This window comes from Piscibacillus halophilus (assembly GCF_900110685.1).
GTDB lineage: Bacteria > Bacillota > Bacilli > Bacillales > Alkalibacillaceae > Piscibacillus > Piscibacillus halophilus.
The window spans coordinates 84,894-99,420 of record NZ_FOES01000005.1 but is presented as its reverse complement, the minus strand read 5'-3'; the positions used below and the strand labels follow the sequence as shown (position 1 = coordinate 99,420).

At 37.4% G+C, this 14,527-nt stretch carries 13 protein-coding genes; 6 read left to right on the top strand and 7 right to left on the bottom strand.

Annotation, left to right across the window (positions count from 1 at the left end):
• Nucleotides 1-235 precede the first annotated feature (235 nt).
• The 6 genes from ectA to BMY57_RS04485 all read left to right on the top strand — a co-directional run bounded on the left by ectA (nt 236) and on the right by BMY57_RS04485 (nt 5,913).
• Complete coding sequence (ectA, locus tag BMY57_RS04510) at nt 236-757, top strand: diaminobutyrate acetyltransferase (protein WP_256205248.1); 522 nt, start codon at nt 236-238, stop codon at nt 755-757.
• 47 nt (nt 758-804) lie between these two features.
• Nucleotides 805-2,079 (top strand): diaminobutyrate--2-oxoglutarate transaminase, encoded by a 1,275-nt coding sequence (ectB, locus tag BMY57_RS04505; RefSeq protein WP_091772833.1) that lies wholly within the window; start codon nt 805-807, stop codon nt 2,077-2,079.
• Between the two features lie 24 nt (nt 2,080-2,103).
• On the top strand, nt 2,104-2,499 hold the full coding sequence (locus BMY57_RS04500) for an ectoine synthase (RefSeq protein ID WP_091772832.1): 396 nt from the start codon (nt 2,104-2,106) through the stop codon (nt 2,497-2,499).
• A gap of 150 nt (nt 2,500-2,649) precedes the next feature.
• Nucleotides 2,650-3,441 carry an SDR family oxidoreductase gene (locus tag BMY57_RS04495; protein ID WP_091772831.1) on the top strand — a complete coding sequence of 264 codons (792 nt, stop codon included), beginning with the start codon at nt 2,650-2,652 and terminating at the stop codon, nt 3,439-3,441.
• A gap of 133 nt (nt 3,442-3,574) precedes the next feature.
• Entirely contained in the window at nt 3,575-4,573 is a 999-nt protein-coding gene (locus BMY57_RS04490) for a TraB/GumN family protein (protein ID WP_091772830.1), read from the top strand.
• Between the two features lie 62 nt (nt 4,574-4,635).
• The gene (locus BMY57_RS04485) at nt 4,636-5,913 is read left to right on the top strand and encodes a glucose-6-phosphate isomerase (RefSeq protein WP_091772829.1); all 1,278 of its coding nucleotides are present in this window, start codon (nt 4,636-4,638) and stop codon (nt 5,911-5,913) included.
• Between the two features lie 137 nt (nt 5,914-6,050).
• Here BMY57_RS04485 and BMY57_RS04480 read toward each other — a convergent pair whose 3' ends face one another.
• The 7 genes from BMY57_RS04480 to BMY57_RS04450 form a co-directional block, all read right to left on the bottom strand.
• Entirely contained in the window at nt 6,051-7,673 is a 1,623-nt protein-coding gene (locus tag BMY57_RS04480; protein ID WP_091772828.1) for a glycoside hydrolase family 13 protein, read from the bottom strand.
• 12 nt (nt 7,674-7,685) lie between these two features.
• Nucleotides 7,686-8,705, bottom strand: a complete 1,020-nt coding sequence (locus BMY57_RS04475) for a LacI family DNA-binding transcriptional regulator (RefSeq protein WP_091772827.1) — start codon at nt 8,703-8,705, stop codon at nt 7,686-7,688.
• A 12-nt stretch (nt 8,706-8,717) separates the two neighbouring features.
• Nucleotides 8,718-9,533: a carbohydrate ABC transporter permease gene (locus BMY57_RS04470; RefSeq protein ID WP_091772826.1), complete on the bottom strand. Its 816-nt coding sequence runs from the start codon at nt 9,531-9,533 to the stop codon at nt 8,718-8,720.
• Nucleotides 9,533-10,393, bottom strand: coding sequence for a carbohydrate ABC transporter permease (locus tag BMY57_RS04465; RefSeq protein WP_091772825.1), 861 nt, complete (start codon nt 10,391-10,393; stop codon nt 9,533-9,535). The genes BMY57_RS04470 and BMY57_RS04465 overlap by 1 nt, the downstream gene beginning before the upstream one ends.
• 161 nt (nt 10,394-10,554) lie before the next feature.
• Nucleotides 10,555-11,838 carry an ABC transporter substrate-binding protein gene (locus tag BMY57_RS04460; RefSeq protein ID WP_091772824.1) on the bottom strand — a complete coding sequence of 428 codons (1,284 nt, stop codon included), beginning with the start codon at nt 11,836-11,838 and terminating at the stop codon, nt 10,555-10,557.
• A 171-nt stretch (nt 11,839-12,009) separates the two neighbouring features.
• A complete protein-coding gene (locus BMY57_RS04455) occupies nt 12,010-12,867 on the bottom strand; it encodes an ROK family protein (RefSeq protein ID WP_091772823.1) in 858 nt (285 codons plus the stop codon).
• 13 nt (nt 12,868-12,880) lie between these two features.
• Nucleotides 12,881-14,476 carry a glycoside hydrolase family 13 protein gene (locus BMY57_RS04450; RefSeq protein WP_091772822.1) on the bottom strand — a complete coding sequence of 532 codons (1,596 nt, stop codon included), beginning with the start codon at nt 14,474-14,476 and terminating at the stop codon, nt 12,881-12,883.
• Nucleotides 14,477-14,527 lie beyond the last annotated feature (51 nt).

Below are 14,527 nucleotides of genomic sequence, written 5' to 3'. Positions count from 1 at the left end.
GCCTAATCCATAAAAGTTATTTTATTACAATTTAAAGTAAATCTTTAATATTTTAGAGGATACTTAATGATTTATAAGCATTTTTAAGGACCCTTATACTAAGCCTAAATTTTCCACACTTAATTCATATCAATGATGATTAATCAAGATTTAACTGAATTGAATAAAAATTTCGCCCCCCTTATTATAAATAAATGTAAGTTTCAAAAATCGTGAGTGAAAGGAGAACTTACTTATCAGTAATCAAAATGCAACTGCTACATTAAAGCCATTAGATACTGTTAAATTAGAGGAACCGACTCCAGAAGATGGAGCGGGGATGTGGGACTTAGTGAGTCATTCAACACTAGACCAGAATTCATGCTACAAATACATTATGATGTGTGAATACTTCTCTGAGACCTGTGTTGTCGCGAAAGAGGAAGGGAAAATTGTGGGATTTGTAACCGCGTTTATACCTCCAGAGAAACAAGATGTCTTATTTGTATGGCAAGTGGGTGTTGACTCATCACAACGAGGAAAAGGGATTGCATCACGAATGCTTCAAGAAATCTTTAACCGAGAAGCTTGCCAAGATGTTCGGTTTTTAGAAGCAACCGTGACACCTTCTAATAAAGCTTCACAATCATTATTCAAAGGTTTTGCGAAAAAGAATAATACGAAATGTGATGTGTCAGAGCTATTCTCTAAAGATCTTTTTCCATCAGATGAGCATGAAGAGGAATTAAGGTTTAGAATCGGACCAGTTAATAAATAATTCCGCTTAAATGATGGATAAGATATAAAATTTTAAGGAGGAAAAGAATGTCTAAAACAAATATGGAAATCTTTGAAACATTAGAATCAGAGGTACGCAGTTATTGCCGTGATTTCCCGACGGTATTCACAAAAGCAAAGGAGCACAAGCTCTGGGATGAGAACGGTAAAGAGTACATTGACTTTTTCTCAGGTGCAGGTGCACTAAACTATGGACACAATGATCAGAAAATGAAAGAAAAATTAATTGAATACATTATGGACGATGGTATTACGCACTCATTAGATAAAGCAACATCAGCTAAAGCTGAGTTTATTGAAAAATTTAATGAAGTCATTTTAAAACCACGTGACCTTGATTATAAAATGATGTTTCCAGGTCCAACTGGGACAAACGCTGTTGAAAGTGCTCTGAAGCTAGCACGTAAAGTAACCGGCCGTACAGATATTATTAGTTTTACAAGAGGCTTCCACGGTATGACTATTGGTTCTCTATCTGTAACGGGTAATGCTTCTAAACGTAAAGGAGCAGGTGTACCCCTTAACCATACGGTTACGATGCCATATGACCAATTTGTGGATGAGAAAGATTCCCTTGATTATTTAGAACGTTATTTAGAGGATGACGGAAGTGGTGTCGATCTTCCTGCGGCTATGATTGTTGAGACTGTTCAAGGTGAAGGTGGAATTAATGCTGCTCGCTTTGATTGGCTTAAGAGAGTCGAAGAAATCTGTCACCGATTTAATATCCTTCTCATTGTCGATGACATTCAAGCAGGTATTGGACGTACTGGCACATTCTTTAGCTTCGAAAAAGCTGGTATCAAACCAGATATCGTCTGCTTATCGAAGTCATTAAGTGGTTACGGATTACCATTTGCTGTGGCATTATTCCGTCCAGAATTAGATGTCTGGAGCCCAGGTGAGCACAATGGGACATTCCGTGGAAATAATCACGCTTTTGTAACAGCTTCAGCTGCTTTAGATTATTGGAAAGATGAAAAATTTGAAGAATCTATTGAGCAAAAATCTGAGTTAACATTGACTTTCCTAAATGAGATCGTTGAAAAATATCCTGAGCTTAACGGCAAGGTTAAAGGCCGTGGCTTAATGGTTGGAATCGAATGTGAAAACGGGGAAGTCGCTGATCAAGTGACATCTGAAGCGTTCGAACGTGGTCTTATTATGGAAACAGCAGGTATGGACGGGGAAGTTTTCAAATTATTCCCTGCGGTTAATATTGATGATGCGGCTCTTAAAGCAGGATTAGAAATTATTGAAGAGAGTGTTAGAGCCGTTGTAAAAGAACCTGTTACAAACTAACATCTGAAGGGGAGAAATCAACCAATGAAGGTCGTTAAATTAGAAGATATCTTAGGCACTGAACAAGACGTTCAAGCAGAAAATGGGAATTGGGTAAGTCGTCGTTTAATCCTTAAGAAAGATAATATGGGGTACTCGGTTCATGATACGGTTATTAAAGCAGGAACTGAAACTCATATTTGGTATCAAAATCACTTAGAAGCCGTTTACTGCATTGAAGGTGATGGTGAGGTAGAAACGTTAAAAGACGGTAAAGTCTATAAAATCACACCAGGTACATTATATGCTTTAGACGAGCATGACGAACACCTATTACGTGGTGGTAGTGAAGATATGCGTGTTGTATGTGTCTTCAATCCTCCAATCTCAGGTAAAGAAGTACATGATGAGAACGGTGTTTATCCAGTAGATGATGAATAATGTTTGAAATAGCTCTGCGTTTTAGCGCAGGGCTATTTTTTATAAAAATTTTTCAGTCATTTTACGTGGAATCGCTCATACAAAAGGATTTTTGATAAAAGTGTAGAAAATGATTTAAGTAGTGATTTGATTTATAAGGAGGGGAATCAGTTGGATTTAGGATTAAATAGAAAATCAGTTGTTGTCATGGCAGCAAGTAAAGGATTAGGGAAAGCAACAGCTTTAGAGTTTGCGAAAGAAGGAGCTTCCGTTTTTATTTCAAGTCGAAGTGAAGCAGAACTAAAAAAAGCAGTCGAAGAGATCAGGTCAGCTAGTGGAAATGAACAGGTTTTTTATCAAGTATGTGATATAACCAATCCTAAAGATATTCAGTCTTTAATTAAGGAAGTTGTTAATCAGAATGGAACAGTGGATGTGTTGGTTAATAATGCTGGCGGTCCTCCTGCCGGAACGTTTGACAAGTTTCAGGATGATGATTGGCAGAATGCTTTTGAGTTAAACCTACTAAGTTTTATTCGAACCATTCGTGAGGTTTTACCATATATGAAAGAGCAAAAGTCTGGGAGGATTGTCAATTTTGCCTCATCGTCCATAAAACAAACCATCGATAACCTGTTATTGTCTAACACGTTCCGAGCGGGAATAGTTGGGTTAGTCAAAGGGTTGTCTCAAGAGCTTGGAGAACATAATATTCTCATTAACACGCTTGGCCCAGGGAGGATTGGAACGGATCGATTAACCGAGCTGGATCAAGTAAGAGCAGAAAAATTGGGCGTTTCTGTAAAGGATGTTCAACAACAGGCTGAACGGTCTATTCCAATGGGCCGATATGGTGAACCAGAGGAATTTGCTAAAGTCGCTGTATTTTTAGGATCAGGAGCAAATACTTATTTAACAGGACAATCATTAGTCGTCGATGGTGGAATGGTAAAAGCATTATGATAGGATGAAGTCACTTGCAGATTGCAAGTGACTTTAATATTTTATTATCTATTATGAATAGAAATCATCTAAAAATATCGTTAAGATAATATTAAGTGTATTTCTATCATTTGGTAAAGGAGTTAGTGATTGTATGAAAAGATTCATTTATGTATTTAGTTTAGTCCTGTTTTTAATCATAGCTGGATGTATGGACTCGGATCAAGAAACACAACAACAAGACCAAGATAATACAGATACTGAAGAGATGGAAGAAGCAGATTCAAATACGGATCATGCAGAGGATGAAGCGGAGGAAGTTGAAGGTGAAAGGCCAGAAGGTTTTCTTTGGAAGGTGGAGCAAGGCCCTACGACTGTTTACCTTTTAGGTACGATTCATATCGCGCCTAGAGATTTTTTTCCGCTAAGTGAAACCGTTGAACAAGCTTATGAAGAGTCAGATGTCGTGGTTCCTGAGATTGATATGAATAATATTGATATGTTTGAAATGGAACAGATTACGAATCAATACGCTAGTTATCAAGATGGAACAACTCTAGAAGATCATATTTCGCCTGAACTCTATGAACAGGTAGAAGATATATTCGAGGGTACGATCGTCCCAATGGAGTCTGTTAAACAATATAAACCGTGGTTTGTGACAAACCAAATTGAACAGATGAAAATTTTAGAATTAGGTTACACAGATGGTGTTGATCAGTATTTCTTGAATAAAGCAGAAAGCGATGAAAAAGAAGTAGTGGCGCTTGAGACAGTGGAAGACCAACTTAGTATATTTGCAGACCTATCAGAAGACTATCAAATTGAAATGTTAGAAGAAACGATTGAGTCGCAAGATAATTATGAGGAAGAGTTAAACGGAATGTTAGAAGTTTATAGACAAGGTGATGAGGAAGCCTTATTAGATATGCTCATCGTTGAAGAGGAAGAAAGTGATCCAGAGGATGAAGCTTATTTGACAGCTTTAAATGACGAGCGAAACTATCACATGGCGGAACAAATTCAAGAGTTTCTAGAAGCCGAAGAGGATCAAACGTACTTTGTAATTGTTGGATCTCTTCATTTAACCTTAGAACCTCATATTGGTTCGATTTTAGAAGAAGAGGGCTATGAGGTCACGAGAGTTAATTAAGATAAATTGGCGATTATAGACTATGTTAATTATAATGAAGGGGGAAAGGAGACGTTTTACATATGATTAACGTAACATACTCTGGGAATTATCAAGACATTTTAACAGACGATAAAAAGCGCACGCTTAAGTCCATTCACGAAAAATTATATGCGAAAACCGGAGAAGGCAATGATTATGTAGGTTGGTTAGACTGGCCGTCTGGTTTAAGTGAAGATTTTTTGAATGGCATTAAAGATACAGCTACTCAAATCCGTGAAAAAGCAGACGTACTGATTGTCATTGGGATTGGTGGTTCATACTTAGGAGCGAAGGCTGTGATTGAAGCCTTACAACCTCACTTTGAAAAGAACCCTAATTTTGAAGTATTATTTGCGGGGCATCAAGTGAGCGGCCCTTACTTAAAACAACTTATGTCTTATGTTGATGACAAGGAGGTCGCGCTTAACGTAATTTCGAAATCAGGTACCACAACTGAACCAGCCTTAGCGTTTCGCTTTTTACAACAATACATGAAAGATCGCTATGGAAAAGAAGCTGAATCACGTATCTTTGTTACGACAGATGCTGAAAAAGGGGCTTTACTAACGTTAGCTGAAGAAAAAGGCTATAAACGTTTTGTGGTACCGGATGATGTAGGAGGTCGTTATTCTGTTTTCACAGCTGTAGGATTATTGCCAATTGCAGCTGCAGGTTTTGAACTTAACCAATTAATTCAAGGCGCTAAAGATGCAGAAGACGAGCTTAAATCATTTAACCCTGGTGACAACCCAGCGATTCGGTATGGAACGATTCGCCATCATTTATATGAACAAGGCTATACTAATGAAGTATTAGCAACGTTTGAACCAAAGTTAAGCTTCGTGCAAGAATGGTGGAAGCAGTTGTTTGGTGAAAGTGAAGGGAAAGAACATAAAGGCATTTTCCCGATCTCAGTTGTTTATACGACGGACTTACATTCGCTAGGTCAATACATTCAAGATGGAAAACGAAATTTATTAGAGTCGTTCTTAGTTGTCGATGAAGCGGATGAGGATTTAGAAGTGTTTGAAGCGGAAAACAACGCGGATCAATTAAACTATCTAGCAGGTTTGTCTTTACATGAATTCAACCTGACAGCTTATAAAGGTGTTTCCGAAGCCCATTTATCAGGTGGTGTCCCACAAATCGGAGTTCACGTGAAGAAGATCGATGAATATCACTTAGGCTATTTATTATATTTTTACATGCTCTCATGTGCCTATAGTGCCTATTTATTAGGCATAAATCCTTTTAACCAACCAGGTGTTGAGGACTACAAAACAGCGATCTTTAAATTATTAAATAAGCCAGGATATTAATAGGAAAAGGTGTGAGTTAACTTTAACTCACACCTTTTATAATTAAGAGAAAATGGCTTTAACTAAAGTTTTTGGACGCTTAACTAAACAAAATAGGACGCTAACTAAACTTTTTTCAGTTCATACTTAAGTAAATATTATTTTAACTTATAAACTCTCGCCTCATATGGATTTAATACATTGGATGAAGCGTCAGAGTCATTGCTTAATAATAGCTTATCAATATCGAATGAATCCATTACAGCTGGTTGTTCGCTTAAGTTTGTGACGATTAGCATGCGCACACCTTCGTATTCTCGTGTATAGGAGAATATAGTTGGATGATCTGCCATTTGTAGCTCGTATTGACCGTATATAAAAACATCATATTGACGGCGTAGTTTGATCATCTTTTTGTAAAAACTTAATACAGATCCCTCATCGTTTTGTTGTTTTTCAACGTTTAGCCATTCGTAATTATCATTAACTTTTAGCCATGGGGATGTCTGACTGAACCCAGCGTGATCTTGATTATTCCATTGCATCGGTGTTCTCGAATGATCTCGGCTCGTTTTATTAAGGATTGCCATAATTTCTTCATGACTATATCCCTCTTGTTTTTTTAGATAATAGTCGTTGATCGTTCTGACATCATTAAATTCACCAATTTGTTTAAATTCAGAGTTCGTCATACCGATTTCTTGACCTTGATAGATAAAAGGCGTTCCTTTCATGAAGAAATACATCGCACCAAGTGCAGTGGCACTTTCTCGCCAGTAATTAGAGTCATTCCCCCAAGTAGAGGTCACTCTAGGGATGTCATGGTTCTCAATAAACAATGCATTCCAACCATCACGTTCAAGTGTTTTTTGCCAACGTGTTAACGTTTCTTTCAATTCTATAATATTTAAGTCTTTATTAGACTCTCCATCCCATAATGCAAGATGTTCAAATTGAAAAACCATGTTAAATTTTCCACTTTGACCGACCCATTGATGGATGTCTTCTGTTCCGACCCCATTAGCTTCTGCAACCGTCATAATATCGTAATTAGAAAACGTTTGTTGGTTTAATTCCTCTAAAAAGTCATGAATGCCATCGACATTCATCATATGTTCCCAAGCTGGGGCGTATGGTTTACACTCAGGGTTTTGAGCATCAGGTAGTCCCTCAGTTTTTTTGATATGGCTAATAGCATCGATTCGAAATCCATCAATACCTTTATCTAACCACCAGTTGACCATGTCGTATAAGTTGTGGCGTACTTCTTTATTTTCCCAATTTAAATCAGGTTGCTTTTTAGAGAAGATATGTAAATAATATTGACCTGTCTTGTCGTCATACTCCCAAGCAGATCCACCAAAAATACTTTCCCAGTTATTCGGTTGATCACGCCATATATACCAATCTCGTTTAGGGTGGTCTTTAGCAGAACGTGATTCAATAAACCAATGATGTTCATCGCTGGTATGGTTTAATACAAGATCTAGAATCACTTTTAGACCTCTATCGTGTGCTTCATCTAGTAATCGGTCAAAGTCCTCCATTGTCCCGAATTCTTCCATTATCGATTGATAATCACTAATATCATACCCGTTATCATCATTAGGTGATTGATACATTGGACAAATCCAAATGACATCAACACCTAGGTCAACGAAGTAATCGAGCTTCTTTATAATTCCTTTAAGGTCACCGATTCCGTCTTGATTCGAGTCGTAAAAACTTCTTGGATATATTTGGTAAACAACGGATTCTTTCCACCATTTCTTTTCTGTCATATCATCAGTCCTTTATAAGTTTCGGCAAGATCCACGTTTAATAAGAGTTGATGGTACAATGATTTGTTCAGCTGAACGATTCGGCTGATGGATTCGGTTAATGAGCAAACGAGTTGCTTCAAAACCTAAGTCATAAATCGAAATATCAACCGTACTGAGAGGTGGATCTAGATGTTCGGATATTTTATGATTGTTAAAACCTATAATCGAAATGTCATTAGGCACTTTAAGTTCAAAATCTGATAAGTAGCGAATAAGTTCATAAGCTATTAGATCGTCATGAGTTATGAGTGCAGTTGGTGGCTCATCGAGATGAATTAATTGTTTGAGTAATTCTTTTTCGTTTCCTTGAAGCGTTTTTTGTTTAACGATATATTCATTACGATATGGTATCTCTGCTTTTGCTAAGGCTTCTTTATAACCTTTCAGACGGTCATGTGAAACTATAAATTCATTGTCGTATCCAAAATACGCAATTCGTTCATGTCCGAAGTCGATTAAATGACGGGACACATTGCGAGCATTTTCTACGTTATCGTTGTCAACAAACGATATATCTGAGTGATGGTGCTCTGGACGTCCTACAAGAGTAAAAGGGAACTCTTGATCAATTAAGTAATTCATGATGGGGTCATTTTTCCTTGAATATAGAAGAATGATCCCGTCCACGCGTCGCCCTTGAGTCATGGCTACGACTTCTTCGTAAATTTCGGTCTCAGTCGTTCCAGTAGTTAAATATAATCCATATTTATTGTCGTGAGCATTAGCGGAAATGCCTCTTAAAACTTCTGGGAAGAAAGGATTTTGTAATAAGAGAGTAGTCGAATTTGCCATTACGACTCCTAATGTTTGAGTTTTATTAACTACCAAGTTTCTAGCTTGGAAATTAGGGTGGTAACCCATTTCTTCCATGATTTTTCGAACTTTTTGTTTCGTTTGTTCACTAATTCTAGGATTGTTTGATATGACCCTAGAAACGGTAGCCGTTGATACATTTGCTTTTTTTGCAACATCTTTAATTGTAACAGCCATTCCAATTCCCCCTTACTTCACAGCCCCATCTGTGACTCCTTTAATAATTGCGCGCTGAGCAAAGAAATACCCAACGATTACAGGTAGTATGGCTAAGGTTAATCCAGCCATCGCTAAATGCCATTGTGTCGTATATTCACCAAAGAAGTAGAACATTTTGAGAGGAATGGTCTCACTTCCCTCTTTATTAATTACAAGTGATGGCAGTAAGTAATCATTCCAAATCCAAATCGTATTTAATATACCTACTGTAACCGTAATGGGTTTTAGCATTGGGAAAATGATATACCAAAATATTTGAAAACGATTGGCACCATCAATAGTTGCGGCTTCGTCTAACTCTTTAGGAACATTATTCATTGCTCCGTGGTATAAAAAGATGGACAAGCTTGTTCCGAAACCTAAATACATAAAAATAAGTCCGCCTTGATTTAACATATTTACTTTACCATAGATCGTAACAAGCGGAATCATAACCGATTGGAATGGGATCAGCATCGCGGAAACAAAAATTAATAAAAAGATCGTACTTAGTTTACTTTTTGTACGAGCTAACGCGTACGCTGCCATTGCTGAGAATATAATAATGATGACCACACTTGAAGTAGTAATAAGTAGTGAGTTAAAAAATGTTTTTAAAAAGTTCATGTCAGCGAAGGCTTGGATATAGTTTTCAAAATTGAATCGTTCCGGAAGACTAGTCGTATCCATAAAGATTTCTTTTTTCGATTTAAAGGAGTTAGCGACCATCAGGTAAAGCGGTGCAATCCATAGTAATGCTAAGATGATCCCAAGAATTTCAATTTTCCAGTTATATTTTTTTCTCACTATAGTTGCACCTCCCGACGTTTGTTAAAGTAAACTTGAATGAGTGTAATAAACGCCACGACAATGAAAAAGATGATCGCTTTAGCTTGTGCATAAGCAAATGCATTTGTGGTAAATGCCGTTTTGTAGATTTCCATGGCTACCATTTCAGTCGAATTGGCTGGTCCGCCATTTGTTAATGATAAGTTTTGATCGTAAAGTTTAAATGAATTAGATAATGTTAAGAACATACTAACTGTAAAGGCAGGTGCCACTAATGGAAAAATGACATAACGGAAACGTTGTAATGGTGTTGCACCGTCTACATGTGAAGCTTCGATTAACTCTTGTGAAATCCCTTGTAAATAAGCTATGTAAATCACCATGACGTAACCTGACATTTGCCAGCTCATTAATATGACAAGTCCCCAAAAACCTGTGTCAGTGGTTGAAAGCCAACCTTGTAACGATTCCATTCCAATCATTTGTCCGACGCTTGAGAAAACTTTTGTGAAAATAAATTGCCAAATAAACCCAAGAATTAGACCACCAATTAAGTTTGGCATGAAAAAGACGGTTCTTAGTAAATTACTAGATTTAATATAAGATGTAACAATTAATGCTAATGATAGTCCAATAAAATTGATTAATATAATCGATGCGATCGAAAATTTGGTCGTAAACCAAAGAGAGTTTAAAAATCGTTGATCCTGTATCGCTGTGATGTAATTACTAAACCCAACAAATTCACCTGTTTTAATCCCGTTCCAAGTCGTGAATGAGTAATATGTACCTAATAGTAGTGGTAAGAAGACTACTAGAAATAATGCTAATAATGCGGGTCCTAGAAATAACCAGTAAGATAAACTTCGTGTGCGCATATAAACTACCCCCTCAGTCATTCGGTATATAAAACAAAGTAGCGCGCAGGCTACTTTTTAAAAAGTTTATAATGCCCGCTAATTCTTTGGTGGACGAATTGTGATCAGTCGGGCATTATAAACATTACTGAATATTTACCTCATTGAAGACTAGAATAATATTAATCAGCTCTAGACGATTTCCAAGCTTCCTTAGCTGAATTAATAATGTCATCCCAGCTCATATCACCGTTTAAGTAAGCCTGGATGTTAGCACCTAATTCATCCTCACCCCATCCAGTAGGATAGCCCATGAATACCCAGCCAATAGTTTGGTCATTCTCAGAGTATTCGTAAATAGTTTTAGATAATGGGTCAGCTATCTTAGACGCATCATAACCTTCATATGCTGGAATAAAATTAAAGTCTTCTACAACCACCTGTTTCCCAATGTCAGATGTGTATAACCAATCTAAGAAATCTTTAGAAGCTTCAATAACTTCCTCATCCTTATTGGAATTAACACCCCAGTACATCGGGATACCAACGGGCATAGCATTTTCTTCATAGCCTTCTACTGGAATTGGAAGTACATCGATTCCATTCTTGGCAAAATCAGCGTCAATACCTTCGATGGAACCATAAACCCAGTTACCTTGTTGAATCATTGCTACACGCTCAAGTGAAAATAATTCTTCAACTTGTTGAGAGTAATCAAGGCTCGCGGTTGGTTGAACTGAATACTCGTTCTGGAGATCTAAAACCTTTTGAAAACCTTCTCCATAAGTAAATTCAACAGAATCTGAGTCATAAGCATCTAATACGTTGTGATTGAACTCAGGAGCCAAAAATGTATTAGATAAGTGCAAACCAGTAACCCAAGTTTCTTTTCCTGGTAGAGCAAATACAGCTTCTAATCCTAGTTCATCCTTTTTAGAATCTAGTTCTTCAACAGCTGCTTCTAAGCTGCTGTAATCTGTGATCGATGTGGGGTCAATACCTGCTTCTTCAAATACACGCTTGTTATAAATAAATCCATATCCTTCTTGGTTGTAAGGTAATCCAAGAGTATTACCATCCATTGTAACCCCGTCAAGCGTACCAGGTAATGCTGCCTCAGCTGCAGAAGTGTCGGATAAATCTGCTAAACTATCTAACCAATCTTCTACATCTTGTGGCCCGCCAATGTTATAAATAGCTGGTTCATTTCCGGATGCGAATTTAGAACGTAACGCAGCACCGTAGTCCTCTCCACCACCAACTGTCGTGATATTAATATCTACACCTGGGTTTTCTTCCTCGTATGTTTCAGCTAAATCTTCAAACTGATCTTTAAATTCCACTTTAAATTGAAAAACATCAATTGATACGTCATCCTCTGAAGACTCACCTGAACTACACGCGGCCAGTAACCCACCAGTCAAGACGACTGAAGCGAGAAAGCCTAAAGATTTTTTTAGTTTCAATGTTAAAACATCCCCCTTAATTAATATTTGTGCAATCGTTTGCACAAAAAATAAAAAATAAACAGCAGCACTCTTGCAAGCGTTTTCATACTGCTGTTATTAGACAATATATCATAGTGTAAACGTTTGCGCAATAAAGTTTTTTGAAAATTTGAACGCTGAGTTGAAATATTAAAGGACTAGGTGAGCAGCCCCATACATTCCAGCTTCGTTACCAAACTGTGCAATTTTAATGTCTAAATCATTTAGTAATAATGGTTTTAATTGTTCATTAAGATCATCTAGCCAATAGTCAGCTGCTTCTGAAACACCACCACCTATGACCACGACTTCCATATCAAACGTAGCTTGTAGTGAACTAATGATGATAGCTAAATCGTATGTAAACTCACGAATCACTTGTTTAGCCTTAGGGTCATTAGCGGTAAAAAGTTCTTCTGGTTTATAGGAAAGACCAGCTTCTTTAATACGTCTATGTAGGGCTGTCCCTGAAACATATTGTTCAAAGCATCCCTTACGTCCGCATCCACACTCGACTCCATTTGGATATAATGTCATGTGACCAAGCTCAGCGGCGCCTCCGTTAGGACCTCCAGACAGTAAGAAATCGTCCATGATGACACCGCCACCAAGTCCCGTTCCGAGTGTTAGACAGAGCGTACGATCGTATTCTTTAGCTGCGCCAATTTTAGCTTCTGCTAATGCCGCGACGTTGGCATCATTATCAATTTCAACCCGTTTATTAGTTGCTTGTTCGAGATGTTTTTTCACTTCAGTACCTGTCCAGCCCGGAAGCAGGTCGGTTGCATAAACAATTTTGCCTTCTTTTGAATCTACAAATCCATGAGTTCCAATCCCGATGGCTTCAACATCAGGATGTTTTTCTAGTATTTTGAGAATCTCTTTTTCTAATAAATCATATAGAGGGAAAGTAGTTGGGACTTTCTGATCTAGATAGATTTTCATGTCTTGATCTAAAACGCCCATTCTGACCTTTGTTCCTCCGATGTCAACTCCAATTACTTTCATATTCTTAGCCTCCTTAATTTTGATAAAATACAACGGCTTCCCAAGGTCTTAAGTTTAGTTCTTGATTACTGTCTAATTGATGGTAATTATGAATCAGAATTTCTCCATTTGGTAAATCAAACGTATGTGTTGAATCACTAAAATTACAATAGACGATAAGTTTTTCATGTTCATCTATTCTTTCGAAGGCAAAAACGTTAGGGTGATGCCGATGGATAAGCTTGAATTTTCCTGTAGTTATAATGTTATAGGTTTTCCTTAATTTTATTAGAGATTGATAATGATAAAAAATTGAGTTTGAATCTTGTAAAGCTTGTTCGACGTTAATAGTTTTGTAGTTTGGGTTTACGTCAATCCATGGCCTTCCAGTCGTGAAGCCACTATTTGAAGCATCTGACCACTGCATGGGTGTTCGTGCATTGTCACGTCCCTTAGCATATATCGATTTCATGATGCTATTATGACTCCATCCTTCAGACTTTTTTTCGTGATACATATTAAGAGTCTCGATATCTTGATACCGATTAATGGAATCAAATGCCACATTGGTCATACCAATCTCTTCACCTTGATATACATACGGTGTCCCCTGCATCATATGTAAGCACGTTGCAAGCATCTTAGCAGATTCAACACGATATTTACCATCATCACCAAAGCGGGAAACGATTCTAGGTTGATCATGGTTATTCCAGTAAAGGCTATTCCAACCATTTTTGTATAGAGCATGCTGCCATTTCTCTAAGTTTTCTTTTAAGTCAATAAGGTTAAGTGGTTTTAGATCCCACTTACCGTTTGAACCACTGTCTAAGTCCATATGTTCAAAGGTGAAAATCATGTTCACTTCACGGTTTTTAGGGTTCGTATAAATCATTGCATCTTCAGGTGTTGCTCCAGGCATCTCCCCAACGGTCACACAATCATAATTTGATAACACTTCATCATTCATTTCACGTAAAAACTCATGAATTCTAGGACCATTCATAAAATACGGACTTCCATCTCCGTCTGGGGCATCAGGTAAGCTAGGCTCTTTTGAGATGAAATTAATGACATCCATACGGAATCCATCTACACCTTGATCGAGCCACCAACGCATCATTTCATAAACTTTTTCGCGGACTTTATGGTTTTCCCAATTTAGGTCAGGTTGTTTTTTTGAAAATATATGTAAATAATATTGATCTCGCACTTTGTCATATGTCCATGCTGGCCCACTGAAGATTGATTTCCAGTTATTTGGTTGATCACGCCAGTAGTAAAAATCATCATACTTTCGAAACCACTCGTGCTCATCAGATGTATGGTTGACGACAAGGTCCATCATTAACTTCATATCACGTTGGTGAATTTCGTTTAACAATGAATCGAAATCATCCATCGTACCAAATTCATGCATGATGCTGTAGTAGTCACGAATATCATAACCGTTATCATCATTAGGGGAATCGTATATAGGGCTTAGCCAAATAATATCGACACCTAACTTTTTTAAATAGTCGAGTTTTTGAATGATGCCTTCCAAATCACCGATCCCGTCTCCATTAGAATCCATGAAGCTTCGAGGATAGATTTGATATACACACGCTTTCTTCCACCAGTCAGTCATTCAATTCCTCCTTTTTGGTAGTTATTTTATCATAAGTCTAGGTGACCATTT